The 25848-nt window shown below is 35.9% G+C and carries 26 protein-coding genes; 12 read left to right on the top strand and 14 right to left on the bottom strand.

The genetic code is table 11. The features are described from left to right. The 4 genes from DJ93_RS18740 to DJ93_RS18730 form a co-directional block, all read right to left on the bottom strand. Complete coding sequence (locus DJ93_RS18740) at nucleotides 1-687, bottom strand: glycosyltransferase family protein (protein WP_042982502.1); 687 nt, start codon at nucleotides 685-687, stop codon at nucleotides 1-3. A gap of 2 nt (nucleotides 688-689) precedes the next feature. Further along, the gene (locus DJ93_RS18735) at nucleotides 690-1373 is read right to left on the bottom strand and encodes a class I SAM-dependent methyltransferase (RefSeq protein WP_042982501.1); all 684 of its coding nucleotides are present in this window, start codon (nucleotides 1371-1373) and stop codon (nucleotides 690-692) included. Between the two features lie 239 nt (nucleotides 1374-1612). Beyond that, nucleotides 1613-1759, bottom strand: a complete 147-nt coding sequence (locus DJ93_RS32835) for a hypothetical protein (RefSeq protein ID WP_161785253.1) — start codon at nucleotides 1757-1759, stop codon at nucleotides 1613-1615. A gap of 308 nt (nucleotides 1760-2067) precedes the next feature. Continuing rightward, the gene (locus DJ93_RS18730; RefSeq protein ID WP_052109682.1) at nucleotides 2068-3120 is read right to left on the bottom strand and encodes a glycosyltransferase; all 1053 of its coding nucleotides are present in this window, start codon (nucleotides 3118-3120) and stop codon (nucleotides 2068-2070) included. A gap of 202 nt (nucleotides 3121-3322) precedes the next feature. Here DJ93_RS18730 and DJ93_RS18725 point away from each other — a divergent pair, with 202 nt between their 5' ends. From DJ93_RS18725 to DJ93_RS32305, 7 genes are all read left to right on the top strand, one after another. Then, nucleotides 3323-3949: a BclA C-terminal domain-containing protein gene (locus tag DJ93_RS18725; protein ID WP_042982498.1), complete on the top strand. Its 627-nt coding sequence runs from the start codon at nucleotides 3323-3325 to the stop codon at nucleotides 3947-3949. A 123-nt stretch (nucleotides 3950-4072) separates the two neighbouring features. Next, entirely contained in the window at nucleotides 4073-4918 is an 846-nt protein-coding gene (locus DJ93_RS18720; RefSeq protein WP_042982495.1) for a TylF/MycF family methyltransferase, read from the top strand. Between the two features lie 155 nt (nucleotides 4919-5073). After that, on the top strand, nucleotides 5074-5856 hold the full coding sequence (locus tag DJ93_RS18715) for a class I SAM-dependent methyltransferase (RefSeq protein WP_042982494.1): 783 nt from the start codon (nucleotides 5074-5076) through the stop codon (nucleotides 5854-5856). Continuing rightward, entirely contained in the window at nucleotides 5853-6803 is a 951-nt protein-coding gene (locus DJ93_RS18710; RefSeq protein ID WP_042982492.1) for a glycosyltransferase family 2 protein, read from the top strand. The genes DJ93_RS18715 and DJ93_RS18710 overlap by 4 nt, the downstream gene beginning before the upstream one ends. Nucleotides 6804-7060: 257 nt before the next feature. Then, nucleotides 7061-8221: an FtsW/RodA/SpoVE family cell cycle protein gene (locus DJ93_RS18705; RefSeq protein WP_042982491.1), complete on the top strand. Its 1161-nt coding sequence runs from the start codon at nucleotides 7061-7063 to the stop codon at nucleotides 8219-8221. Nucleotides 8222-8299: 78 nt separating this feature from the next. Continuing rightward, entirely contained in the window at nucleotides 8300-9040 is a 741-nt protein-coding gene (prpE, locus tag DJ93_RS18700; RefSeq protein ID WP_042982489.1) for a bis(5'-nucleosyl)-tetraphosphatase PrpE, read from the top strand. A 162-nt stretch (nucleotides 9041-9202) separates the two neighbouring features. Next, complete coding sequence (locus DJ93_RS32305; protein ID WP_042982488.1) at nucleotides 9203-10621, top strand: peptidase G2 autoproteolytic cleavage domain-containing protein; 1419 nt, start codon at nucleotides 9203-9205, stop codon at nucleotides 10619-10621. Between the two features lie 47 nt (nucleotides 10622-10668). Here DJ93_RS32305 and DJ93_RS18690 read toward each other — a convergent pair whose 3' ends face one another. Genes DJ93_RS18690 through DJ93_RS18675 form a run of 4 tightly spaced genes read right to left on the bottom strand, consistent with a single transcriptional unit; the run spans nucleotide 10669 to nucleotide 13434 of the window. Beyond that, nucleotides 10669-11562, bottom strand: coding sequence for an RluA family pseudouridine synthase (locus DJ93_RS18690; protein ID WP_042982486.1), 894 nt, complete (start codon nucleotides 11560-11562; stop codon nucleotides 10669-10671). 15 nt (nucleotides 11563-11577) lie between these two features. Further along, nucleotides 11578-12375 carry an NAD kinase gene (locus DJ93_RS18685; RefSeq protein WP_042982485.1) on the bottom strand — a complete coding sequence of 266 codons (798 nt, stop codon included), beginning with the start codon at nucleotides 12373-12375 and terminating at the stop codon, nucleotides 11578-11580. Between the two features lie 18 nt (nucleotides 12376-12393). Further along, complete coding sequence (yjbM, locus tag DJ93_RS18680; protein ID WP_042982484.1) at nucleotides 12394-13032, bottom strand: GTP diphosphokinase; 639 nt, start codon at nucleotides 13030-13032, stop codon at nucleotides 12394-12396. A gap of 30 nt (nucleotides 13033-13062) precedes the next feature. Then, nucleotides 13063-13434, bottom strand: a complete 372-nt coding sequence (locus tag DJ93_RS18675) for a UPF0738 family protein (RefSeq protein WP_042982483.1) — start codon at nucleotides 13432-13434, stop codon at nucleotides 13063-13065. 144 nt (nucleotides 13435-13578) lie between these two features. Between DJ93_RS18675 and DJ93_RS18670 the strand changes: the two genes are divergently transcribed. The 3 genes from DJ93_RS18670 (at nucleotide 13579) to DJ93_RS18660 (ending at nucleotide 15634) form a co-directional block, all read left to right on the top strand. Next, nucleotides 13579-14157: a CYTH domain-containing protein gene (locus DJ93_RS18670; RefSeq protein ID WP_042982482.1), complete on the top strand. Its 579-nt coding sequence runs from the start codon at nucleotides 13579-13581 to the stop codon at nucleotides 14155-14157. A gap of 191 nt (nucleotides 14158-14348) precedes the next feature. Further along, complete coding sequence (locus tag DJ93_RS18665; RefSeq protein WP_042982479.1) at nucleotides 14349-14747, top strand: globin domain-containing protein; 399 nt, start codon at nucleotides 14349-14351, stop codon at nucleotides 14745-14747. Continuing rightward, the gene (locus DJ93_RS18660) at nucleotides 14747-15634 is read left to right on the top strand and encodes a ClpXP adapter SpxH family protein (RefSeq protein WP_042982478.1); all 888 of its coding nucleotides are present in this window, start codon (nucleotides 14747-14749) and stop codon (nucleotides 15632-15634) included. The genes DJ93_RS18665 and DJ93_RS18660 overlap by 1 nt, the downstream gene beginning before the upstream one ends. Nucleotides 15635-16080: 446 nt before the next feature. Here the strand turns inward: DJ93_RS18660 and pepF are convergent, their stop codons facing one another. The 4 genes from pepF to mecA form a co-directional block, all read right to left on the bottom strand. Next, nucleotides 16081-17904 carry an oligoendopeptidase F gene (gene pepF, locus DJ93_RS18655; protein WP_042982477.1) on the bottom strand — a complete coding sequence of 608 codons (1824 nt, stop codon included), beginning with the start codon at nucleotides 17902-17904 and terminating at the stop codon, nucleotides 16081-16083. 48 nt (nucleotides 17905-17952) lie between these two features. Next, on the bottom strand, nucleotides 17953-19188 hold the full coding sequence (locus tag DJ93_RS18650) for a competence protein CoiA (protein WP_042982476.1): 1236 nt from the start codon (nucleotides 19186-19188) through the stop codon (nucleotides 17953-17955). 92 nt (nucleotides 19189-19280) lie between these two features. After that, nucleotides 19281-20825, bottom strand: a complete 1545-nt coding sequence (locus DJ93_RS18645) for a cardiolipin synthase (RefSeq protein WP_042982474.1) — start codon at nucleotides 20823-20825, stop codon at nucleotides 19281-19283. A gap of 84 nt (nucleotides 20826-20909) precedes the next feature. Then, complete coding sequence (gene mecA, locus DJ93_RS18640; protein ID WP_042982473.1) at nucleotides 20910-21590, bottom strand: adaptor protein MecA; 681 nt, start codon at nucleotides 21588-21590, stop codon at nucleotides 20910-20912. A 316-nt stretch (nucleotides 21591-21906) separates the two neighbouring features. Here mecA and DJ93_RS18635 point away from each other — a divergent pair, with 316 nt between their 5' ends. Next, the gene (locus DJ93_RS18635; protein WP_042982471.1) at nucleotides 21907-22581 is read left to right on the top strand and encodes a TerC family protein; all 675 of its coding nucleotides are present in this window, start codon (nucleotides 21907-21909) and stop codon (nucleotides 22579-22581) included. Nucleotides 22582-22660: 79 nt separating this feature from the next. On the opposite strand, the gene spx is transcribed toward DJ93_RS18635, so the two are convergent. Continuing rightward, the gene (gene spx / locus DJ93_RS18630; RefSeq protein WP_000258267.1) at nucleotides 22661-23056 is read right to left on the bottom strand and encodes a transcriptional regulator Spx; all 396 of its coding nucleotides are present in this window, start codon (nucleotides 23054-23056) and stop codon (nucleotides 22661-22663) included. A gap of 605 nt (nucleotides 23057-23661) precedes the next feature. Between spx and DJ93_RS18625 the strand changes: the two genes are divergently transcribed. Further along, nucleotides 23662-23865 (top strand): hypothetical protein, encoded by a 204-nt coding sequence (locus tag DJ93_RS18625; RefSeq protein ID WP_042982470.1) that lies wholly within the window; start codon nucleotides 23662-23664, stop codon nucleotides 23863-23865. 26 nt (nucleotides 23866-23891) lie between these two features. Here DJ93_RS18625 and DJ93_RS18620 read toward each other — a convergent pair whose 3' ends face one another. Next, complete coding sequence (locus DJ93_RS18620; RefSeq protein WP_042982469.1) at nucleotides 23892-25538, bottom strand: peptide ABC transporter substrate-binding protein; 1647 nt, start codon at nucleotides 25536-25538, stop codon at nucleotides 23892-23894. Nucleotides 25539-25848: the final 310 nt, after the last annotated feature.

The following is a 25848-nucleotide window of genomic DNA, read 5'->3' as shown; positions in this document are numbered from 1 at the left end:
TCACGTTTGAAGATTTGAATCCGATATATAGTTCTCTACAAAAATTTGACGATACTTCTCATAATGCTCCATATTTAAACCGATGTGATAATGAATACACCAAGCATCACGCTGAACAGGAACTCCTACTGTATACCCCGCTTTACGAAATTCAAATGATTGCGACAAATCATAAAAATGAAATCCGTCAAAAAGATCATCACGCCACGGTACATCATACTGCGTGGCCATTAACAATCCATCGATTGCTTCCACAGGGATAAATGTTTTAGCTTCATGATACTCCTTCTCTTGTGTAGCCATATAAAATAGATCATTCATATATCCTACTACTTTACCGACAACGCCTTTCCCTTCGTGCCATAGCCCATTGGGCGTAACATACTGCGCTCCAACCATACCAATCATTCCTAAATGTTCATGAGAGTTAAACAATCGGAGAAGTTCATATAAAAACCCATGATTTACAATGAATACATCTTGATGTAAATACACTTTATATTTTGCTGGATGTGAAACTGCTTTGTTATATCCACTTGTCATGCTTTCTGCTCTTAGAATGGGGAAAAACTCTACTTTGTACGAATCTGGTACTGACAAATTTAAAATATGTTTCACACATTGCGCATACATTTTATGATCATTTACACAAGTAACAAATAAAATTGTTTTTTCACCCGTATTCATACTTACAATTTCTCCGCTTCAATAACATATTGAAATACAACTGTTTCAGCCATAAACCCACTTCCGATGTTATATTTTTTACAAACCTCACTTAAATCTTCAATAAGTGGAATATAGCTATCATGGTCAACATATACACGATCAATTTTACTAATATTAAAACCTGAATTAAAAAACAAACGTAACATTTCGTTAAATGTAAAAAAGCGAATATGCGTTTTATCCATTAAACCATAGTCTGTATACGTCCAATTTCCAGAAAGTAAAGACGTTAATACTGAAATATGCGCAACATTTGGTATACTCGTTAAAATGACACCACCCTGCTTTAAATATGGTTTTACTTTTTCCAGAACTGCCCATGGATCAAATAAATGCTCTAGTACATCTCCAAAAATGATACAATCAAATTGCTCTGGTTTATATGGCAACTCCATCGTTTCAATATTGCCTTGAACGACGTGATCAAGCTTTTCTCTTGCTTTTTGTGCAGCTTCTGGAAAAGCTTCAATCCCAGAGACACGTATTCCCTTTGCTTTTATTATTGCTCCTAAACCACCTTCAGCACATCCAATATCAAGCACTTCTTTCCACTCATCTTTTATATGTTTTACTAATTCAGGATTTGCACCACCATAATAAAAATCAGGCTTTTCTTGATATAAAGAAGATTCTTCTTTACTCATTGAGGTTCCCTCCTTACCCATAATGAATTTTGTATATAACAAATTACAATGCGATGCATAACAGTCATTCCTTCTCAACTATATCCCTTTTTGTCTTCCTTGTTGTTTTCTCTGTTATAAAAAAATCACTGTTCAACTCGATTGTAATATTTACCATTAATAGTAAAAACACAATCTTGTTTCAATCAATGGGCAATTCCTTTTATCACAGTCTGCATATTTTCACAGTAAGCAAGACTTTAAAGAAGAATAGTAGCAAACATATTGACTAGAAATATGTTATGTAAATCATGCAGAGTCATATGCGTTGTCAGAACAACTTGCTTAGCAATCCGTACTGTTTCCTGCTTCTCTTCAACGCCTTTCACTTTCTTAATTCCCTGCATCCGCTTGGCAACCCGGCATTGAGTCGATTTTGTATGACGAGTATCTCAGATTGTAATTATAACCACTCTACAATTCCATTAATTGATGGATGATCTACAACAATTCATTCGTAACTCCCTTGTTTTGTATATTTTCTCACACTATTCATACACTCTTTTGTGTAATTGATTGTGAGTTAAAATAATAATACTCATTAACACACAGGTCCTCACCCTCGCATATTATAATGAGTGCTTATAGTATTATAGTTTGGCAAAATGTATTCTATAACCCTAATTCTAATTTTCACTTGCGCAATTACGTACTCTCATTCTTTTTGAAACAAATTTCTAAAATATTTACGGTTGTATTCAATAGCAGCATCATTGGGCACATATGCTGCTGCTAACTCATTATAATAATAAGCCTTTTCATGCTCTCCTAGACGGCTATAGCATATGCACATTTGCAAATACGGAATCCACGTATAACTTGCAGGACTATGGAAAGGAGACTCTGTTGGCACTGTAACTTCCGTTGCTAATTTGTACCAAAAAATTGCTTCATTATACCTTTGCAACTCCCTATATATATCTCCTAGTCGTGTACAAACTTCACCTCTTGGAATATCATATAGAAAAGACTTTACACACGCTTCAATCGCCTTCTCCCACTCTCCAAGTTGGACGTAACAATCTCCTAACTTACCACAAGCATAAATGACATCTTCCTTCCAACCTTCCCCACCTTCTAAAAACATTTCGTATAAGGGAATGGCTTCCCGATACTTTTGGTGATCTGTACATTCATTCGCATAATAGAAAATGTCTCTTGGCGTTAATTCTTCTCCGTTCTTCATTATATTTTGAAAAATTTTGAAGTTCCGATCCGTCGGCTTCTTTTCTTTTCTATGCGTAATCGCCACGTCACTCTTGAAAATCTCTCCAGATACAGCTAAATATTCATGCACTTTGCCAAACCACTGAAATTGCCTTTCTCGTTTCACAAGCCGGTGACGCCTTGAAGCATATAAAGGTTTTCCGTTCGAATCCATAACAAGATGATAAGGCATCGATACCGCATCGACCGTTCCCTCTAGCTCTCGTTTTAATATTTTAAATTCCTCTTGTGCCTCTTCCGTCAAAATATCGTCAGCATCCATCCAAAAGATATACTCTTGCGTAGCCTTAGAAAATGAAAAATTTCTAGCCGCCGCAAAGTCATCAATCCACTGAAATTCATATAGATCGGATGTGTAGTCTGCTACAATTTCTTTCGTTCGATCTATCGATCCTGTATCAACAATGATGATTTCATCTACAAGTTGCTGAACAGATTCCAAACATCTTCCAATCGTCTGTTCTTCATCTCGAACAATCATACATAAACTAATTGTAATCTCCTTTTCTCTCACAGTTATCACCCTCTTCAAACTTAATCATATGTGGAAGAGCACAAAAACTTTCCAAAAAAATTGATAATGTTCAAGCTTTATATAATTCTTTTAAATAATTCATCTGTCCGTGTCATTTTCTTCGGCTTTTGCATCTACTATATAATGAAAGCTTTATGGAGGTGAATTTATGTCAAACGAAAATTTTTCAAATGATTTAAATCCTGAAGAGGTTTTATCAGCTAGTGCGTTCGACCCTAATTTTGTAGGACCTACATTACCACCAATTCCGCCATTTACTCTTCCATCTGGGCCAACTGGACCAACTGGACCGACTGGACCATGTTGCACTGGGCCAACTGGACCGACTGGACCGACTGGACCAACTGGACCGACTGGACCAAGTGGACCAAGTGGTTTAGGGCTTCCTGCAGGGTTGTATGCTTTCAACTCTGGTCTTGGTATCACCCTTGGTGTTAACACGCCAGTCGGATTTAACACAGTTGGCGCACAATTCGGTACAGCAATTACACAACTAACTCCTCAAACATACTTTATTAGTCAAACTGGATTCTATAAAATTACAGTTATTGTCTACACTTCATTAATTAGCTTGTTAGGTGGTCTTGAAATTCAAGTAAATGGCGCTCCTGTTCCAGGAACTGGCGTAAGCCTTATTTCAGTTGGATCAACAATGGTCGTGCAAGCTATTACACCAATCGTAACACCAGCTATAATTGAAGTTATTGCTACTGGACTTGGATTATCGCTTGCTTTAGGTGTAAATGCATCCATTATTATTGAAAAAGTAGCATAACCTGTCTTATTGGCAGTAAAACTTTTATAAGTTTTACTGCCTTTTTTATAGGCTTTTCATTCATGAATTCAGTTTTTTTCTCATACTCATACTATTGTATGTAATTTCTTAGGAGGGGCTCTTATGCAAAATGAAACAGCTGTTCAGCTATACCTTGAATTATTGAAGAAAACAATTTTATTTGAAATTTGGTTAGAGTACGAAGCATATTTACCAGCATCATTACATATTACAAACGATTTACATTACGATCCTATTACCGTTCCTGTTCCACTGTTCATTAAACAATATGCTGAGGCAAATCATTTAAAAATTGTTAAATCTCATATTTCAAAAGACGAACGAAAAGGCGGTAATGATTGGCCAAGAGCTGCACATAGCATGATTGGTCGCATTCGCATGAACCAGCTTCATCATGCAATGGAAACCGTTGTACGTGAAAATATAGAAGGAGATTTTATCGAAACAGGTGTATGGCGCGGTGGTTCCTGTATTTTCATGCGTGGTTTTTTACAAGCTCATAATATAACAAATCGAACTGTATGGGTTGCCGATTCCTTCGAAGGACTTCCTGTCCCAAACATTGAAGCATATCCGAAAGATTCTGGCGACTATTTACATACATTTGATTATTTACGCGTTTCATTAGAACAAGTTCAACAAAACTTTGAAAAATATGATTTACTTGACGACCAAGTACAATTCCTTAAAGGATGGTTTAAAGATACATTGCCTACAGCACCCGTTGAAAAAATAGCCATCGCTCGCCTGGATGGTGATATGTATGAATCGACAATGGATGGATTAGTTAATTTATATGACAAAGTGTCAAAAGGCGGTTTTATTATCATTGATGATTATGCATTATCGACATGTGCAGAAGCTGTAACTGATTTTCGCAAGCAAAGAGGGATTGAAACACCTATTACAATAATTGATCAATTTGGTGTCTATTGGCGTAAAGAATAAGCACATTTTTTCCTTTATATGGGCATATGCTCACAATTCACAACAGATCCCAATCGGTCTGGTCTGTTAAAGGTATTGCTTCCCTACCATTTTCATCTAAATGGTAAGGGAACTTTTTTTAACTTACAAACAAAATATAATAGGAGAGTGCATATATGGATCAAAATGTAAGTAATCACAATGAAGAATTGCTACCACCTCCTGAGCTGGTTCAATATGTAGGGGGAAATTTCTGTGAAGTTGGCGAAGAATTTCTTCGTCACTTCATTGAAATTGGGAATTTAAAACGCGATGAACATGTATTAGATGTCGGGTGCGGCGTTGGTAGAATAGCTGTTCCATTAACAACTTACTTAAATAAACAAGGTAGTTATCATGGATTTGATATTTTTCAGCAAGGCATCTCCTGGTGTCAAACTCATATTTCTCCAAAATATAATAACTTTCATTTCCAACATGTGAATGTACACAATCAGTTTTATAATCCAAAAGGAACAATATCAGCATCGCAATTCCGTTTTCCATATGAAGATGAAACATTCGATTTTGTCTTTTTAACTTCTGTATTTACTCATTTACTTCCAGAGGAATTGGAACATTATTTTTCTGAAGTTTTACGTGTTATGAAAAACAATGGGCGATGCTTCGTCACTTTTTTCCTTATCAATCCAGAATCGATATACTATCTCAATGCTGGACTAAGTACACTCTCTTTTCGCCATAACCTCGGTGATTGTTATGTCGTAAATAAAGATATGCCTGAATTTGCAGTTTCATATGCTGAAGAGTGGGTTCGTAACTTATTTACAAAATATAATGCACACTTTGTAGAACCTATTCATTTCGGCTCTTGGTGTGGACGAACAACATTTACAAGCTATCAAGATATAATGATACTTCGGAAGAAAAACAACAAAAAGGATATTTCACCTTTATGAATACATCAACACACACGCCGCTTGTTTCCATTTTAATCCCAACTTTCAATCGTCCACATTATTTTCAAATCGCATTAGAGAGTGCTCTCGCCCAAACATATCCAAACATAGAAATCCTTATCGGGGATGATAGTACAAACGATGAAACAGAAACATTATTACGTACACAATACTTACCAAACTACGAGCAAATCACCTACATCCGAAACCCCTCAACATTAGGGCAGTTTCATAATGGTCTTATGTTATTAGAAAGAGCAAATGGTGTATACGTAAATTATTTAATGGATGATGATCTCTTTCATCATGAAAAAATAGAAAAAATGATGGCCTATTTTCAACAAGATACAAAAAATGAAATTGTACTTGTTACTTCCTATCGGGAGCTAATCAATGAAGAAGGAATCACCATAAAAGAAAAAATAGATATTCCTCTCCCAGTTCAACTTTTTCAAATAGATACAATAATCGAGGGCATACAAATCGGAAATACGATGTTAACAACAAGCAATAACATAATTGGAGAGCCTACAACTGTATTATTTAATAAATTATTCTTAACTGAAAAATTCGGCACGTTAAATACTAGAAAATATAACTGTTCCATTGATATGGCCTCATGGGTCCATTTACTATCAAAAGGAAAAGCAGTATATATTGCTGAACCACTCAGCAGTTTTCGTTATCACAGTGGTCAGCAATTTCAGCAAAAATTGTTAGAAGGAATAGAAGATTTTACTCATCTTATCCTTACTTCACGAAAGTATGGCTTTTTACAAAATCGTGAAGATTATCTCTCTGGAATACGTTGTGCCTTACAGTGGATTACCGGATCACTTCAATACTACAAGGCTAATCCAGACTTAGCACCAGAAGATGCACAACCTCGACTGCTTTATTGTCTTCAATCCATTCAGAATGAATTACAGATTCATTCTCCTCACTAGCAAGGTTGAAGCAATTTCAACCTTGCTTTTGTCTAGCAAAATTCTTTCCAGTTTGTTATCTGACATAACCCTATATAGTGAAGGCTGTTACAGGCTGTGTATCTTCCACCTAACTTCTTTGCTTTCACCGAATTTTGAGGTAGAAAGTATTACTGCCCGCAAGTAGCGAGATAATAAACGAAACAACTTAAAATCCGTTACTATGATAATAGCGTCTTATTTTTATTACACGAAGAGAATAGAAAGGACTACGTACGGTGAAAGACAAAAATTCTCAATATCGAATAGATTACATATTGATACTGATTTTACTTACAATTGGGACTGTTAGTTGTCTTGCTATTGCAAGCGCACAGCCATCTTTACCACCGCTTTTACAAAAAGTAAATTTTGTACTGAAACAAATTCAATGGTACATCATTGGAACGATAGCAATCATCGCCATTATGATTATTGACTTTGATCGTTATAAACAAATCGCATGGTATTTATATGGATTTGCAATGTTACTTCTCATTGGACTGGAACTCAAAATCCCAGGAGCTATAACGATTAAAGGTGCTACCGCTTGGTACCGATTACCAGGTATCGGCAACTTCCAACCTTCTGAGATCATGAAATTATTTTTAATTATTGTCGTTGGGCGAATTATTGTAAATCACAATGAAAAATATCATTTTCGCTCGCCGCGTGAAGACTTGCTTTTACTCGGGAAAATATTTGGTACCAGTTTACCACCATTACTTCTTATTGCGAAAGAACCAGACTTAGGGAATACAATGGTTATTTCAGCGATGCTTGCAGCAATGATTTTAGTTTCAGGCATACGTTGGCACTTTATTTTCGGGCTAACTTCTCTCGTTGTCGTCATCGGCTCTATGCTAACTTATATTTATTTTGCACATACAACGTTCTTTAAAGGGCATATTCTAAAAGAATATCAATTAAATCGCTTCTACGGTTGGTTAGCACCTTACGAATATGACACACAAGGATACCAATTAAGACAAGCTTTCCTAGCTACTGGATCAGGAGAAATGCAAGGAAAAGGATGGGAAAATGGACAAGTATACTTTCCAGAGCCCCATACCGATTTTATTTTCACAAATGTAGCGGAGCAATTTGGATTTTTAGGAGCGAGTGTTATTATTTCACTTTTTTTCCTACTTATTTACCGAATGATTCATATTGCTTTAGAAAGCAACGAACCATTTGGTAGTTATCTTTGCGCTGGAACGATTGGCATGTTCACTTTCCAAGTCTTCCAAAACATAGGGATGACAATCGGATTACTTCCCATTACCGGAATAACATTACCCCTTATGAGCTATGGGGGTAGCTCGTTACTCACATATATGATTGCCATTGGATTTATCTTAAACGTACGATCTCGGACGAAAACATTTATGTTCGAATAAACCATATCAAGCCCGGTATGTTTTTTTCCATGTCCATTTTAGATATACTAATGAAAAAATGAGCTGGAGGTTAAAGAGATGAAATACGACATTATCGGTGATATTCACGGATGCTTTGAAGAGTTTCAAGATTTAACAACGAAACTAGGCTATAAGTGGGATAGCGGCCTCCCTATTCATAACGAAAAACGACAACTTGCCTTTGTTGGTGATATTACTGATCGTGGCCCTGAATCATTACGTATGATCGAAATTGTATGGGAACTTGTTATCAATAAAAAAATGGCTTACTATGCCCCTGGAAATCACTGCAATAAACTGTTTCGATTTTTCCTCGGACGTAATGTCACAATCGCCCACGGGCTCGAAACGACTGTTGCCGAATATGAGGCATTGTCTTCTCATGAGCAGAAAAGAATAAAAGAAAAATTCATTGCGCTTTACGAACAGTCCCCACTTTATCATGTGCTAGATGAAAAGAAACTAATTGTATGCCACGCTGGCATCCGGCAAGATTACATAGGAAGAGATGATAAAAAAGTACAAACATTTGTATTATATGGTGATATTACAGGCGAAAAGCATCCCGACGGCTCTCCTGTCCGCAGAGATTGGGCTCAATATTATAAAGGAGAAGCTTGGATTGTATATGGACATACACCTGTAAATGAACCTCGCTTTGTGAATCATACGGTCAATATTGATACTGGTGCTGTATTTGGTGGCAAACTTACTGGACTACGTTATCCTGAAATGGAGACGATTTCTGTCCCTTCTTCTCTACCTCTTGTCCTTGAAAAATTCCGCCCAATTTCATAACTTTCTTCTTAATGATAGAAAATACAATTTATGAATAGCAGGAAAAAATGGCTATTTCTTGGCATTTTACTCATTAAAACTAAATAAACCGATTAAAAAAAGATGCGACAAAATGCATCTTTTTTTAATCGTGCGGCATATACTGTCGCAGGAGGTGACGGAATGAAGAGAAAATCTTCTAAACAAAAAAGAAAATTCCTACCCTTATATCAACCCATGTATGGAATTAACAATTGGTGTAGCATACGCGCTGCCGCTATAGAAGCAACAAAAGAAGAGCATGAAACAACTAAAAACCATAAAAGCAAACAAAAATATGTATCGTTAGAGGATAATATTATGCAGCGAATGATAGCTAGCAAAAAAAGAAAATTACAACAGAAAAAGAATCTTCTTTCCAATAACGATGAACATATACCGGAGTCAGAAAGTACACAGGAAAATATAGAAGAAAGCATTCCAGTAACGGTAAAGGAAAAGGAAAAAGTTCAACCAGAAATTCCTGCTACGATTATAAACCAAGTAAAAAAGATGAAAGAAGCATTAACCTCTACTAATAAAGGCGAAACAGAAGCACCTGCTCTTGCACCTACTCCTGTCTCCGCTCCTATCCCTACTCCTACAAATAAGAAGATGAAAAAGGGAGCAAGACATGCATATGAAGAAGGACTTCAATCTAAGGCAGACGGAATAGCAGCACATGCGGAAGGGCTTCTTACTCATGCTCAAGGTGCATTTGCACACGCAGAAGGCTCACAAACAAAAGCTACTGGACATAGTGCGCATAGTGAAGGTAGTGAAACGACAGCAAGCGGGGCTTATTCTCATGCCGAAGGAAAACATACGATTGCCCTAGGCGAAGCAGCACATGCGGAAGGAACTGCAACTATCGCAAACGGTTTTTCCTCACATGCAGAAGGAATCCATACATCAACAGCTAATTTTGCGGGGAGCCACATTATGGGGCGATTCGGGAATGCTGAAGAGGCTTATTCATGGTTTATTGCGAATGGTACAAATGAATCCGCGCCTAGTATAGGTGCGAAATGGCTTGCCCATAACGGAGAAATGTATATTGAAGGTGCTTCTTATAACGCAAGCGGTACTGACTATGCACAAATGTTCGAAACCGCAGACAAAAAACAGATTGATGTCGGTTACTTTGTTACTTTTAGTACAGAAGAAAAAATCCGTAAAGCTAACGCAAGCGATTCATTTATATTAGGAGTTTCTAGTGCTACACCCGCCATCATCGGAAATAGCGCCACTTTAAGTTGGCAAAAGCGCTATAAAACAGATGCTTGGGGAAAACGTCAATATATTTCAGACCCATATACGAACGAAACACAACCGCTTTTAAATACTGAATGGAATCCGTCTTGCAAATATATATCGAGAAGAGAGCGTACAGAATGGCTACCTGTCGGATTAATCGGACAAATGTTAGTGCGTGATGATGGCACTTGCGAGGCTCATGGATATTGTCGCCCTAATGATGAGGGCATCGCTACAAAAGCAGAAAACGGTTTCTTCGTTATAAGACGCACAAATACAAATCAAATTTTAATATTATTCCGCTAAGAAAAAAGGGATCAAAATTCTTAATAAGCTAAGAATTTTGATCCCTTTTAATCTTCACGTAAAACTTCTTGCATATCACTTGGAATACTAGCAAAAAAAGACATTTCCTTTTCTAAAATAGGATGATAAAACGTCAAGGACGTACTATGAAGCGCTTGGCGTTTTATCACATCTCTTTGTCCGCCGTATAAATCATCTCCAAGTAACGGATGACCTATATGTGCCATATGTACACGTATTTGATGTGTCCTGCCCGTCTCAAGCTCAAGTGCAACAAGCGTCTGATTAGACGAACTCTCGATTACCCGAAAGTGAGTAACCGCCCTTTGTCCTTCTTCACAGACCGTTCGCTCAATAATACTATCGGCTTTTCTGCCGATTGGCGCATCGATCGTTCCCGCCTCGTCTGAAAGCTCTCCATGAACGATTGCCTCATACGTTCGCTTCACTTGTTTTTGTTGATGCTGCCTTGATAAAAGATGATGAACGAAACGATTTTTTGCAATTAACATAAGCCCTGAAGTATCACGATCTAATCTCGTTACAATATGTACTGTACTCGCCAGATTTTGTTTATCATAATGATATAAAAGTGCATTTGCAACACTTCCTGAAGGATGCTCCCTAGACGGAATCGTTGACATATATGCTTCTTTATTCATCACGAGAACCGCATCATCTTCATATACGATACATAACGGGATATTCTCCGCTTCCATTCCTTCACTTCTTGCTTCTACCGGAAAAAAGACTTTCAGTTCTTCTCCAGTTTGTAACATGTGACGCACACTCGCATGTTCACCGTTTACTTCAATAGCTCCGCCATGAAATTTTATATCAGTTAAAGCAGCTTTAGAAATCCCCTTCGTTTTCAAAAACTCTCGAACTAAGATTCCCTCTTCTACTTCTTTTATATCCCATTTCAATGTAAATCTGTTCAAATATATAAACCCTCTCTATTTATCAGCAACAAACGAGTCACGGACCCGTTTCCAAAATGGGAACGGACGAAAACGAACAAATCGTACTTTCTCGTTTGCAACGCGATACTGGATTGATTTCACATCTTGATGAACCATCGTTAAATGATCCACTGTAATTTGCAAGTTCATTCCTGCAGCTGGCTTTAAAACACATGTATGGTGCTTCGGCAATACGAGAGGAGAACCTACTGTACGAAACACACGGTTATTAATTGACGCCATTTCTGCAATTTGAATCGCCTCAATAGAAGGGTGAATAATCGCTCCACCAAGCGCCTTATTATACGCAGTACTTCCTGAAGGAGTAGAAATGCAAAGACCATCTCCGCGAAACGTTTCAAAATACTCCCCGCGTATTTCCACTTCTGTTACTAATGTACCTTCCGCACTTTTTACAGTCGCTTCATTCATTGCCAAATACTGTGATTCTTTACTACCATTCACATAGCGAATAATAACTTCTAAAAGTGGGTATTCCACCACTTGGAATGGTGTTTTGGCGATTGCAATCACTAACTTTTCTACTTCCGTCGGTAACCAATCTGCATAGAAACCTAAATGACCTGTATGTACACCAACAAATGCTGTTTTATCTAATCGATTATAGTAACGATGAAACGCATATAATAGTGTTCCATCTCCCCCAACAGAAATTACAATATCGGGTTCCTTTTCATCCATTATAAATCCAAAATCTAGCAAATACTCTTTCATCGTACTTGCAAGTGCATTTGATGATTGATCTCCCTTTGACATAATTGTAAATTTCATCGCCCAACACCCTTTAATTTATGATTCAGAGTCTTTCGCTTCTTGTTTTCGCGAAAAAATCTTTTGTGCTTCTTGAATTTCAAGACGAATCGAAGACATTTCTTCATCTAATAAAAATGCTGCTTCCGCGGCACGTTGCAAACGAATTTTAATATCTTCTGGAAAACGTCCACTATATTTGTAATTTAAAGAATGCTCAATTGTTGCCCAAAAATTCATTGCTAACGTACGAATTTGAATTTCAACTAATACTTTTTGTTCTCCTTGTATCGTTTGAACAGGATAACTAATGACAACATGGTAAGAACGATATCCACTCTCTTTCTTTTGTGTAACATAATCTCGTTCTTCCACAATTTCAAAGTCATTTCGTTTTCGAAGATATTCTACAACAGGTTTAATTTCATCAACAAATTGGCACATCATTCGAAGGCCAGCGATATCCTGCATATCTTCTCTAAGACGATCTAGCGGCACATTTCTCTTTTCCGCTTTATCAATAATACTTGCAACCGACTTTACCCGTCCTGTTACGAACTCGATTGGAGAGTGTTCCGTTAACATTGTAAACTGAGCACGCATCCCTTTTAGTTTCACTTTTAGCTCTGCCACCGCTTGGTGGTACGGCGCTAAAAATTCTTCCCAATTTCGATTCATTTCAACCACCACCAAAATCAATCCATTTGCTTATAGAAATACTTTTTCTACAGCAGTTACTAGTTCTTCTCCGTAATTTGCATTACCTTCAATATTTCCAACTAAATATTCTACTTCTTCTTTTAATTGTTCTAATTCGATTTCAACATCGTTTACACGAATGTACATTGCCTTATCTTTCTTCATTGCATCATACATCGCTTCCCAGCACGTATGTGGAATACTTACATAAATGAAAGATGATTCGTTTTCTAAAATATATAAAAATGATAAGTTGTCCGAGTCCACAAGTACGTGATTACGCGCACTTAACTCCTTTACCTCTACTTCAGTATTTTCCGCACAAAAAATAAGAGCATTCTCTCTTTCTTCTACGCTCTTAACTTGGATTTTATTTTGCATGCTCTAACTCCTCCATATCAACTTCCTGTCTTACTTAACACTATTATTGTATCATAACATGGACGCAAACAAATAAAACATTGAACCAAATTTGTGAAAAAGCGATAATGTGTAAAGAATTACTTTTCAGAAGGAGCGTATACAATGACACAAGAAATCGAAATCGAATTTAAAAATATGGTCACAAAAGAAGAGTTCCAAACATTATGCAAAGCATTTTCTATTGAAACATTTATAAAACAAGTCAATCACTACTTTGAAACGCCGCATTTTTCTTTAAAAGAATCTGGTTCTGCACTTCGCATTCGTCATAAAGATGGAACTTATACATTAACATTAAAACAACCTGCTGAAATTGGGTTATTAGAAACACATCAATTTTTAACAGAGGAAGAAGCCTACCTTATGATGGAAACAAATGAAATCATCCAAGGGGTCGTAGCAGATCAACTACATGAATTACAAATCCCCGTTTCAGCTTTAACTTATATGGGTAGTTTAACAACAGAAAGAGCAGAAACTTCATTCAAAGGCGGAACACTTGTCTTTGATCATAGTTTCTATTACAATCACGATGATTATGAACTTGAATATGAAGTACAAGATGAAACGACTGGTAAAGCGGCATTTATGCATGTATTAAAACAACATGACATACCAGTTCGTCATACGAATAACAAAGTGCAACGTTTTTTCCTTGCCAAACAAAACAAAGCACGCTAAAGTGAAATTTCCATCAGTGAATATGTAACTCACTGATTGTTATGTTTCACCTTTCAGAAAGATAAGGAAAAAGATTTGCCTATAAAACATATAATTGAGCAAAGGATGAGACGAAGGCTGTTTAGTTGCTCTTCATAACAATCCATTGCTACAATAGATATACATTTCATGGAAAAAGGAGTTTATAAAGGATGAGCAATCAACCGATGACACCATTTGAAGCAATTGGCGGTGAACAATGCATTGCAATATTAGTCGATACATTTTATTCCTATGTCAGTAAACACCCTGACTTATCTCCCATCTTCCCAGAAGACTTGACAGAGACAGCTAGGAAGCAGAAACAATTTTTAACACAATATTTGGGTGGTCCTAATTTGTATACAGAAGAACATGGACATCCTATGTTAAGAGCACGCCATCTCCCTTTTGAGATTACACCAAAGCGCGCAAAAGCATGGCTTTCATGTATGGAACAAGCAATGGACGACACAGGCGTACACGGTCACGTGAGAGACTTTGTTTTTGAACGTTTAGCATTAACTGCACAACATATGGTTAATACTCCAGATGAAACAGGTGAAGTGTAATGGATAAACAGGAAGCAAAGCATATGAATATGCCTTCTCCTTCCAAGTGCGAGCATAAATCTGTAGAAGCATATTTATTTATTGATCCACTTTGTAAAGATTGCTGGGAGATCGAGCCGTTTATCATTAAACTATGGCTTGAATATGGAAATTATTTCTCTATCCGGCACATATTAACCGGCAAAGTGGACGGAGCGAGTGCTTCCTCACACAAATGGAATAAACCTGCTAATATTCGATTTGTGTGGGAAAAGACAACGAGTTTGCAAGGTTTCTCATGCGACGGAAAGGTACATATGCAAGATGCCTCATCAACACCGTATTTAGTTTCGATGGCAATTAAAGCGGCGGAGTTACAAGGCCGAAAAGCAGGTTCGAAGTTTTTGCGAAAACTCCAAGAATACATTTCTCTTGAAAATGCATCGAATCCTAGCATTGAATTATTACTTGCATGTGCTGAAGATAGCGGAATTGACGCTTACGAATTTAAAAAAGATTTGCATTCTGCTAGTGCAAAAAAAGCATTCCAATGCGATTTAAAATTCACAAATGAAATGCATATTACTGAAATTCCTTCCCTCGTATTCTTTCATGCAAATTCCAATGAGGAAGGCATTAAAATTGCGGGAATTTATTCCTATGATGTATATGTGCAGCTATTAAAAGAAATTGTAAAGTGCGATATCGAGCCTGAACCATTACCACCGTTAGAAGCTTTACTAGAAGCAGCTCAATTTATGTCTTCAAAAGAAATCGCCTTTATATATGACTGCTCACAACAAGAAATAGAGTGTGAACTTAAAAAACTATTACTAAAAAGAAAAGTACGATTGGTCGAAATGAAATGTGAGCGTTATTGGAAATGGATAGAAAAAGACCTGGTGTAAACACCAGGTCTTTTTCTTTACGGCTTATAAAAATATTAAAGGGGATGGGAGAAATTTTCACGTTCAAACAAAGGGGTATATGTTTGTATGTGAATTCGTTCACGCTTATTATATTACAAGATTCGACGTCAGATGACAACCCCTTTTGTCGAATTTCACACTTTTGTCACATTCTAAACGTTTTCATTTATGAATAAGCTATATAAAAAGCCATTTAGGAGGTGTTTTTATGAAAAGAGCCCATGTTTTTCTTCTTTTCTTAGGGATTATTGTTTCCTTTTTCTTATATATCCTTTCACTATTGCAAGCCTTCCCGAAGATTGTAGCCTTCCCTCTTTTGTTCGGAATCATCGTCGTTAGCCTCTCCTATGTCAATCATAGGAAGCGATTTAAAGGTTTTTAAAACGAAAAAAAGACGAGAGTTTTCTCGTCTTTTTTATACACTACTATTTTTCTTCAAATAATAACGCTTCTAGTTCATTTAATTTCTCTTCAAATACTTGCAGTGCTTCTTTAACAGGCTCTGGAGATGCCATATCTACTCCTGCTTTTTTCAACACTTCAATTGGGTAGTCGGAGCTTCCAGCTTTTAAGAACTCATTAATATAGCGTTCTACTGCTGGTTGTCCTTCTTCTAAAATTTGTTTTGATAAAGCTGTCGCTGCACTGAATCCTGTTGCATATTGATATACATAGTAGTTGTAATAGAAGTGCGGAATACGAGACCACTCTAAACCAATTTCTTTATCGATCACTAAAGCGTCACCGAAATATTTTTTATTTAAATCGTAGTAAATTTCCGTTAACATATCTGGTGTAACTGCATGTCCTTCTTGTACCTTCTTATGGATGATATGCTCAAACTCTGCAAACATCGTTTGACGGAATACAGTCCCGCGGAATCCTTCTAAATAATGATTTAATAAATATAAACGCTCTTTTTTATCTTCTGTCGTTTTTAATAAGTAATCATTTAAAAGAGCTTCATTACAAGTTGATGCAACTTCTGCAACGAAGATTGAATAATCACCGTATACATGTGGTTGAGTCTTTCTTGTGTAGTAACTATGTACAGAATGACCAAACTCATGCGCAAGTGTAAATAGATTGTCTACATTATCATGCCAGTTCATTAAGATATAAGGATTTGTCCCGTATGCACCAGATGAGTAAGCACCGCTTCGTTTTCCTTTATTCTCATATACATCTACCCAGCGATTTTCATATGCTTCTTTTAAAATTTCAACATACTCATCACCAAGTACATGTAATGATTTCAATAACATGTCTTGTGCTTCTTCATATTTCACACTCATCTTCGCTTCTGGTACAAGTGGTGTATATAAATCGTACATATGAAGTTCGTCAAGACCCAATGCACGCTTACGAATATCGATATAACGATGTAATAAATGTAAGTTATCATTCACTGTTTCAACAAGCTGATCATATACCGTTTCAGGAATGTTATTATTGCTTAATGCAGCCTGGCGTGCAGAATCGTATTTACGAACACGTGCATTGAAATTATTACGTTTTACTGCCCCACTTAGCGTACTTGCAAATGTGTTTTTATACTTTCCGTACGTTTCAAAAACAGCATGGAATGCATCATGACGAACACGGCGATCATCACTTTCTAAAAATTGAATGTAGCGGCCATGTGTTACTTCTACTTCTTCACCATCTTCACCTTTAATAGATGGGAATTTTAAATCCGCGTTATTCAACATACCAAATGTATTGCTTGATGCACTCATCACTTCAGATGCTTCTGCTAATAATGCTTCTTCCGCTTCTGATAGTACGTGTGGACGCTGACGTGTAATTTCTTCTAATGCATGCTCATACACACTCAGTTCTCTATTTTCTTTCAAGAAAGCTTGTAACGTTTCTTCTGAAATTGCTAAAATTTCTGGAACGATATACGCCGTACTACTTGATACTTGTGAATATAAGCTCGTTGCACGATCATTCAATGCTTGATAAACAGAATTTGTTGTATCTTGATCGTAACGCATATGAGCATATGTATATAACTTACCTAATCGCATTGAAATTTCATCTTCATATTGTAACGTTGCGAGTAACGTACTTGCAGAATCACCAAGTTTCCCTTTAAATTCAATTAACTTTGGTAATAGCTCTTTAATAGCTTGGAATTCTTTTTCCCACTCTGCATCCGTTTGGAAAATATCTTCTAGGCGCCATGTATTTACTTCTTCAACCTCACTACGCTCTGGTAATGCTTTTGGTTTTTGTTCAGACATTCGTTAAGCCCTCCTTTTGATCGCTACTTAAGTACAATTCGATTTTTCTTATGTAATTCCTTCATGATGCTCTTTTATTATATCCGCTTTTCCTTCTCTCATGTTGTACTTTGCTTCAAATAAAGATAGTGCGTACGTCAAACAAACTGCGTCATATTCGTCTACCTCTTCTTCTGTTTTAGGTATAATTATCCCCCTTATTTTCCTGTACTTATGCGTCCCTACTTTATGAAGCACACCGGCATAACATAAAAAGATCATATACTCTTCAACTGCTAACCGCCATATATTTTGTGCAAAATACGGTAATAGACGCCTCTTCGTATATTTCTTTAGATAGTTACACGTTGTCTGTAGCGAAAAGGAATCCCCTACTTTACGGCTACCTATAAACTTCATATAAAGATACGCTTGCCATATGAACAGATGTGTTTGAAATGAAAAGGCAGATGGAAGTGGAACACCAATTTCAGAAGGAAAACTAGCTGGAGTAAGTTTAAATTGATATAAAAGACGTAACAATGATTTATGATTATAGTTCCAAATAGGTAAAGCATTCGTACGAAAATACTTCTTCTTATTTGTCCACTCTAGCTCTAATTTGTTTTTCAAAAAAGGAATTGGATGAAATAGTTCTTCAAAAGTAATGATGTGCATCGGTAAATAAATTGTATGTGAAAAATAAACATTCGAGGAAAACGGGGTCAAAAATGAACATTTCATAAATGTCTTTTGCTTTGGGCAAAAAAAGAAGAGTAAGGGTTGAGGATAAGACTGCATACAAAACGAATGAAACGAAGATAATGAAATCCAATAAGAGGAATTCCTTTTTAGTTGCTTTCCGCCAAGTATCCAAATCACTTGTATTCCGGCTTTCCAGTAAGCAAAGGTTCTTTTTAATAATTGCTCTATAGATAGCGATGCACATTGATACTCAATCGCAATCTTTCTCTCTTCTCTCTCTATAAAAAGATCTGGCCGTTGCCGAATCTCGGGGAGGTAGTACTCGATTTCAACTTGAAATCTTTGTGACTTTAACCACCTATACAACTGTTCCTTCCCTTGCATATGGTACATTGATTCTGCCTCATAATGGACAATACATTGTTCCACTTTTTTATGAGCGAAATGCCACCTCTTTTGTTTTCCTAGTTTAAGCTTTACTTCCTTCCCGCAAGATGGACAAAAAAAGCGCTCCCTTTTACGCATTCTATGCAAGAGCTTTTCATCACGGTTGTATAGAAGATGAATCTTTTCACCATTTTCTCTCCTTGCGATAAACATATCATCACATCCTTTCAGTTTTTTGTATTCTACAATTTATGACAAATTCCTTTTCACACAAAAAAAGATGTCCTCATAAGAACATCTTTTCTCTATAATAAAGGCGATAATAAACGATACGTTGATTCTACAATTCGTTTATACAGACGTCTTTTATGGAAGCGATCAACATGAATTTCACTCGATATCTCTAAGTCATCTTTAAAATCTTGAACGAGTTTTCGAATGCTATCCGTATCATATAAAAAGGCATTTACTTCAAAGTTCAAATGAAAACTTCGCATATCCATATTAGCTGTCCCAATTGAAGCCAAATCAGAATCAACGATGACAATTTTACTATGAAGAAAACCTTTTTCATATTCATATATCTTTACCCCAGCATCTAATAACTCTGAGAAGTAAGATCTCGATGCATAAAAAACAGTGCGTTTATCTGGCTTACTCGGCATTAATAACCGAACATCAATACCAGCAAGTGCCGCTACTTTTAACGCAGATAAAATATCATCATCAGGAATAAAGTAAGGTGTGGCAATCCAAATCGATTTTCTCGCAGAAGCAATCATTGCAAAATACAGGTGCTTAATTGTTTCCCATTTGTTATCTGGTCCACCTGCAACAAGTTGTACACCACCCCAATGATCACCTTCAACTGCTTTTGTCTGTAAATATTCAGGTGCTAATACAGCTTCCCCTGTCATATAAAACCAATCTTGAAGGAAAATTAATTGCAGACTTTGGACTGCTTCACCCCGTAAATATAAATGCGTATCGCGCCAAAATCCAAAATACTTATTTTTCCCTAAATATTCATCGCCAATATTTAATCCGCCTACAAATCCTTCATTCCCATCAATAATAACGATTTTTCGGTGATTTCGATAATTAATTTTATCGTTTAAAATCGGAAATCGCACAGGGAAGAATGGCACCATCTCTACGCCTGCTTCATTTAATTCATCAATATAGCTATTTGATAATTTAAAGCTTCCAACCGCATCATATAAAAAGCGAACGACAACCCCTTCTCTTGCCTTTTGAATCAAAATATCTTTAATCTCTGTTCCAAGATTATCATCACGCACAATATAATACTCCATATGAATGTGGTGCTTCGCTCGTCTCAAACCATCTAAAATCGCTTGGAATGTTTCATCCCCGTTCGTCAACGTTCTCGTTTCAGTCTGAAATGAAATATTTAAAGCGCCAAGTCTGTCAGCTAAACGGAATAACAATTCTTGATGTTTATGATTTTTTAATATGCGTTCTTCATACTCTTCATGTCCCTTATACTGCAAAAATGCTTGTTCATCCAAAAGTGCCTTCTTTTGAAACATTCGCTTTCTACGAAAGTTTTGTCCAAATAGTAAATAAGCGAAAAAACCAAACACAGGGAAAATCCCTAAGACGATTAACCATGTGAGTGTTTTAGATGGATGCCGATTTTCTAAGAAAATAACACAACCAATTAAAAATGCAGAAACAGTAAATAAAATACTTATAATACCTAAAATCGAAATATCTTTTATGCCTATTACATCCGAATAAAATGCTACATCAATAAACATACGTAGCGAAACGAACAATGCAAATAACAATAGAAAAAAGAAAAGGAACTTTAACGTATTTTTCATCTCCGCCCTCCTTACTTACAAAGCTTTTCTATCCATTAACACACTCATCATATAAAAAGCCGATTTCATACTATAGAAATCGGCCTACGTTTTAGAAGGAAAATTAGTGCGAATTGTCTCAAGTGCATGCTCTTTAACAATTTGTTTACCGTACTCATTTACACGGTGAACCGTTAAAGTAGATTCTTCCCCATATTCTAAAATAATACTTAAAATACGATCAATCTCTTCTTCATCGTGTAGCACTTCATCAAATTCAACATATACATAATAGCGGTCTTCAAACGAATACAATTCATCTTTTATATCTTCAAATACAAGGCGATGACTTAGCGAAATAACATCTTCGAAATCATCGAACTTAATTAAAAAGCCAAATGTTCCATCTTCATTAAAGTTTGTACCCGCCTGTTCGACTTCTTCCTCTAATTCTTGCTCGAATAATGATTCGATGCGCTCATCTAGAGGAATATCTATTATTTTATCTGCACCAATTGGTAATTCTAATTTTTGTCCGTCTTTCGAAAGCTGCGCCTTCGTCACAAGCACCTCAATACCTTTATCAAGCGCCTGCACTTGAATCCATAGAGGTCCATCAATAAAGAAATCGTCATGATCGCGAGCTTCATCCATCATTTCCCAAAATAACTCTTCACTGCGATCGCGATCGTACCAAATTTCTTCACGATTAAATCCTCTATCCTCTATATCAATGTACGTGATAAAAAATTTCATCGTATGATCATTAATTCTTTCAATATCCAAAATACAATTCTCCCTTCCTGTTTAGAATTGTTATGAAGGGATTCCCCACTCATATGACAAATCAATAGAATCTTGTACTCTCATTTTATGATAAGATTCTCCAGAATGGAAATAAAATCGTTTGATTTTACAAAAACAGTCATTCGCCTGTTTTTATCCCACCATTTATAGGATATATTATTATGTCACTCCTCCACCTATAAAAAATTGGACATACATTTCCATGTCACGCCGTACACTGTAATAAAGCCGGTCAAGATTTTTCGTCCCATACATATATTTCGCTTATTAAAACATCATAAATGGAGGCAGACTAATGGAGTTAGATTTTTTAACATCTATACTAATGATTGTCGGTATCGATGTTGTACTAGGTGGCGATAATGCAATTGTCATCGCACTAGCTAGCCGTAACCTACCCGAACCTAAACGAAATAAAGCCATCTTTATTGGTACTGGTTTAGCGATTGTACTACGAATTCTTCTCACAATACTAGCTGTCTATTTACTTGATATCCCATTCTTACAACTAATTGGTGGGATTTTATTAACATTAATCGCTATAAATTTACTAACTGATGAGAGTAATGACCTTTCTTCTATTCAAGGAAAAACGACGTTATTTCAAGCTGTGCGTACAATCGTCTTTGCTGATCTCGTTATGGGCTTTGATAATGTTCTTGCAATTGCTGGAGCAGCCCATGGAAATATTCCACTCGTAGTTATCGGTTTATTAATTTCCATTCCCATTATTATTTGGGGGAGTAAACTTATTTTATTACTTATGGAGCGCTTCCCTTTTCTCATTTATTGCGGAGGAGCAGTCCTTGCTTATACATCAGGAAAAATGATTACACATGAAGACAGACTTGCAACATTTTTTCATAATAATCCTAGCTTTACAGCAAGTATTCCTTTCCTTTTCATTTTCACAGTACTATGTGTCGGGTTCATCGTTCAACGAGTCAGACTACACAATATAAAAAATTAATACGAGTATCTCAAATGAAATTATACAAAAGCCTTCTACTATATAAAGTAGAAGGCTTTTTGTATACATAATTTTATTATTAATTTACAAGACGCTGTGCTTCACGTAATTGAAATGTTCTTACTGTACGTGGTAAGAAACGGCGAATTTCGTCTTCATTATAACCTACTTGAAGTCGTTTTTCGTCAATCATAATAGGACGGCGTAAAATACCCGGATAGTCACGAATCATCTTATATAAATCTTGAAGTGGTAAAGACTCTAAGTTAACATTTAATTCTTGGAAAACTTTTGAACGAGTAGAAATAATCTCATCCGTTCCGCTTTCTGTCATGCGTAAAATTTCTTTAATTTCCTCAATCGTCAATGGATCTGAGAAAATATTACGTTCTGTATAAGGAATATGATTTTCCTCTAGCCATAATTTCGCCTTTCTACAAGACGTACAGCTTGGAGAACTATATAATGTTACCATACAAGACTCACTCTCCTTAAAGAGTACAAATTCTGTACTAATTACAGTTTAATTTTCTAACTTCCAGCAATTCTTCACTATAACTTGTCTTACAACAAAATGAAAAATCGCCTTTCATGTAAGCAACAACTTATAAGCAATTTATAACAAACAACAATTACTTTAAATAAGTAACTTCTATAATCATTATACAATAGTTTTTGCAAGAAATATACAGTAAATTTGCTACTAGTTGAGAAAACTCCCCCTCGTATTCCACTGCTATGTAACATGATTACAGTAATTTAAACTGTCCCTTAACACCTATGTTCAATCCTTTTAGCAGTTACTATTTAAGATATTTTTCACTTGCTATACTATTACATTTTCATAAGTTCCTCCATCTTAAAGAGAGCGTTTTCTTACCTTTTTTAAGCAAAACAATTGAGAAATGTAAGACTACAGCAACAAATAGACATCGGAACACCTGTTCTCATTTTAACAAACTTCCTCCGTATTGTCTATAGCATTTCTAAACTAAACTGAATATTTTTCTGACATTTCTTTCTTTTTTATCTTTTATCTCATACAATAAAAATACAGACAGGCAAAGGGAGGATTTACATATGATCGCTTTTTTTATTGATTTTGCAATTGTAGCTGCCCTCGTCATCGGAATAACAGCATTGATTGGTGTCATTACAAATAGCATCGGTGAAAAACTCTTTGGCGGGAAAGACAAAATGAAGTTTGTTAATAAAAGCTTAGATGTACAATCTGGATGGAAACAAATTGGTGGCAAAGGCATTTATAAAAAACGTACGTATTAAAAAAAGCAGGTGGCTACCTGCTTTTTTTATTTTCCTACTGATGCCCATTTGAAGCTTACATCGGGGCCATATTTATGGTTGTACATATCTTTAATTGTTTCTCTTTGTAAATATGCTCTACCACGTTGATATACCGGAACAATCGCAGCGTCATCAATCAGCATTTTCTCTGCTTCAAGTAAGTTTTTCCAGCGAGCATTTACATCGCTTCCATCTTTTTTCGCTTTCATAATAATTTCATCGTATTTCGGATTAGAGTACTTCATTTTATTTTGTGATCCGTCAGTCACAAACATATCAAGATATGTAACTGGATCTGGGAAGTCTGCACCCCATCCAGAGAATGACATGACATAATCGCCCGCATCTTCTAATTTTAGTTTTTGTGCGAATGGTTGTTGTTTAATTTTTACTGTTAAACCAGGTAAATTCTTTTCTAATTCACCTTTTAAATATTCACCAGTCTTCTTCGATAATTCAACGTCTTCATTTAATAACTCTAATTCAATTTCATTTTTACCAAGCTCTTTTTTACCAGCTTCCCAATATTTTTTCGCTTCTTTCACATTTTGTTTTACAAGATCTCCATTTTCAGCACGGAAATCTTTTTTATCCGGACCTTTAATGAAATTATCAGGAATTAATCCTGTCGCTGGCCTAGAACCGTTATTTAATAATGTATCAACGAATGGTTTACGATCAAAACCAAGTGAAATTGCTTTACGAATATTTTTATTTGCTAAAGCTGGGTCTTTTTGATTTAAACGAAGGAAGAATACAGATGTCTCTTCTACTGTTTTGAAATCTGGTTTTCCTTTATATTTATCGATGAACTCTGCTAATAATGTTGCCCGATCGATTGCATTTGTTTCATATAAATTAATTGGCGTAGCTGTATCTTTTACAATGTTGAAGTTTACTTCCTCAAGCTTCACTTCTTTATTGTCCCAATATGACGGACTCTTTGTCATTTTGAAACTACGTTCATGTTGCCAATCACTTAATGTAAATGGACCGTTGTAAAGTGTTGTATTTGCTTCTAAACCAAACTTCGCTCCTTGCTCTTTCACATACTTTTCATTAACAGGATAGAAGATTGGATATACCATTAAATCAACAAGATACGGAATAGAATTATCCAATTCCACTTCTAATGTATAATCATCAATCGCTTTTACGCCTAATTGATCTGGGCTCATCTCTTTTTTATTAATTTTCTCAGCATTTTTTATATCGTACATAATGTATGCTGATTTCGCAGCTGTATCTGGATTAATCGCTCTTTGCCATGCATACACGAAATCCTTTGCTGTTACAGGATCACCATTTGACCATTTTGCATCTTCACGTAATTTGAATGTATACTTTTTACCGTCTTCTGACTTTTGGAATTCTTTCGCTACACCTGGAACTAATTTATCATCTTTTCCTAAACGATATAGCCCTTCCATCGTATTGTTCATTACTTTCGAAGAAACTGCATCAGCCGATAATGCCGGATCCATCGTTGGAATTTCTTGTGTTTCAATTAAATTTATTACTTGCTTAGCACCGCTCTTGCCGCTATCCCCTTTTGCATTCGCCTGTGGTTCATCTTTTTGGTAGCTACATGCCCCTAAAATCATGCTCATCGCTACTGTTGATGCTACAAAAACTGGTATCTTTTTTTTCATACTTCCACCCTCCAAAAAAATGTTAGCCCTTTCATTTTCAAACAAAAAGAAATATGTATATGTTCTAATAATTCATATTATACACACAAATATATTACTTGTATATTCATATTTCTATTTTATTAAAATGTTATGTCAAATAAAATAGACCTTATAAACGTTTTATATTGCATTTTAATTGAACTAAAATATTAAAAATAGATAATTTTGTATTTTTATAAATTATCAAAGAATAATAAAAATTATATTTCATTATATTTCACTCATAATTATTCTTCCTATCTCATACACATTATCTACATAATTCCGC

This window comes from Bacillus clarus, assembly GCF_000746925.1.
GTDB lineage: Bacteria > Bacillota > Bacilli > Bacillales > Bacillaceae_G > Bacillus_A > Bacillus_A clarus.
The sequence above is the reverse complement of the archived record's forward strand: the minus strand, read 5'-3'. Positions and strand labels throughout refer to the sequence as shown.

What these genes read in the sequence shown, in the direction of transcription:
- DJ93_RS18740 (WP_042982502.1), bottom strand. Translation starts at nt 687, where the DNA reads ATGAATACGGGTGAAAAAACAATTTTATTTGTTACTTGTGTAAATGAT.
- DJ93_RS18735 (WP_042982501.1), bottom strand. Translation starts at nt 1,373, where the DNA reads ATGAGTAAAGAAGAATCTTCTTTATATCAAGAAAAGCCTGATTTTTAT.
- DJ93_RS32835 (WP_161785253.1), bottom strand. Translation starts at nt 1,759, where the DNA reads ATGCAGGGAATTAAGAAAGTGAAAGGCGTTGAAGAGAAGCAGGAAACA.
- DJ93_RS18730 (WP_052109682.1), bottom strand. Translation starts at nt 3,120, where the DNA reads ATGATTGTTCGAGATGAAGAACAGACGATTGGAAGATGTTTGGAATCT.
- DJ93_RS18725 (WP_042982498.1), top strand. Translation starts at nt 3,323, where the DNA reads ATGTCAAACGAAAATTTTTCAAATGATTTAAATCCTGAAGAGGTTTTA.
- DJ93_RS18720 (WP_042982495.1), top strand. Translation starts at nt 4,073, where the DNA reads ATGCAAAATGAAACAGCTGTTCAGCTATACCTTGAATTATTGAAGAAA.
- DJ93_RS18715 (WP_042982494.1), top strand. Translation starts at nt 5,074, where the DNA reads ATGGATCAAAATGTAAGTAATCACAATGAAGAATTGCTACCACCTCCT.
- DJ93_RS18710 (WP_042982492.1), top strand. Translation starts at nt 5,853, where the DNA reads ATGAATACATCAACACACACGCCGCTTGTTTCCATTTTAATCCCAACT.
- prpE (WP_042982489.1), top strand. Translation starts at nt 8,300, where the DNA reads ATGAAATACGACATTATCGGTGATATTCACGGATGCTTTGAAGAGTTT.
- DJ93_RS32305 (WP_042982488.1), top strand. Translation starts at nt 9,203, where the DNA reads ATGAAGAGAAAATCTTCTAAACAAAAAAGAAAATTCCTACCCTTATAT.
- DJ93_RS18685 (WP_042982485.1), bottom strand. Translation starts at nt 12,375, where the DNA reads ATGAAATTTACAATTATGTCAAAGGGAGATCAATCATCAAATGCACTT.
- yjbM (WP_042982484.1), bottom strand. Translation starts at nt 13,032, where the DNA reads ATGAATCGAAATTGGGAAGAATTTTTAGCGCCGTACCACCAAGCGGTG.
- DJ93_RS18675 (WP_042982483.1), bottom strand. Translation starts at nt 13,434, where the DNA reads ATGCAAAATAAAATCCAAGTTAAGAGCGTAGAAGAAAGAGAGAATGCT.
- DJ93_RS18670 (WP_042982482.1), top strand. Translation starts at nt 13,579, where the DNA reads ATGACACAAGAAATCGAAATCGAATTTAAAAATATGGTCACAAAAGAA.
- DJ93_RS18665 (WP_042982479.1), top strand. Translation starts at nt 14,349, where the DNA reads ATGAGCAATCAACCGATGACACCATTTGAAGCAATTGGCGGTGAACAA.
- DJ93_RS18660 (WP_042982478.1), top strand. Translation starts at nt 14,747, where the DNA reads ATGGATAAACAGGAAGCAAAGCATATGAATATGCCTTCTCCTTCCAAG.
- pepF (WP_042982477.1), bottom strand. Translation starts at nt 17,904, where the DNA reads ATGTCTGAACAAAAACCAAAAGCATTACCAGAGCGTAGTGAGGTTGAA.
- DJ93_RS18650 (WP_042982476.1), bottom strand. Translation starts at nt 19,188, where the DNA reads ATGTTTATCGCAAGGAGAGAAAATGGTGAAAAGATTCATCTTCTATAC.
- DJ93_RS18645 (WP_042982474.1), bottom strand. Translation starts at nt 20,825, where the DNA reads ATGAAAAATACGTTAAAGTTCCTTTTCTTTTTTCTATTGTTATTTGCA.
- DJ93_RS18635 (WP_042982471.1), top strand. Translation starts at nt 21,907, where the DNA reads ATGGAGTTAGATTTTTTAACATCTATACTAATGATTGTCGGTATCGAT.
- spx (WP_000258267.1), bottom strand. Translation starts at nt 23,056, where the DNA reads ATGGTAACATTATATAGTTCTCCAAGCTGTACGTCTTGTAGAAAGGCG.
- DJ93_RS18625 (WP_042982470.1), top strand. Translation starts at nt 23,662, where the DNA reads ATGATCGCTTTTTTTATTGATTTTGCAATTGTAGCTGCCCTCGTCATC.
- DJ93_RS18620 (WP_042982469.1), bottom strand. Translation starts at nt 25,538, where the DNA reads ATGAAAAAAAAGATACCAGTTTTTGTAGCATCAACAGTAGCGATGAGC.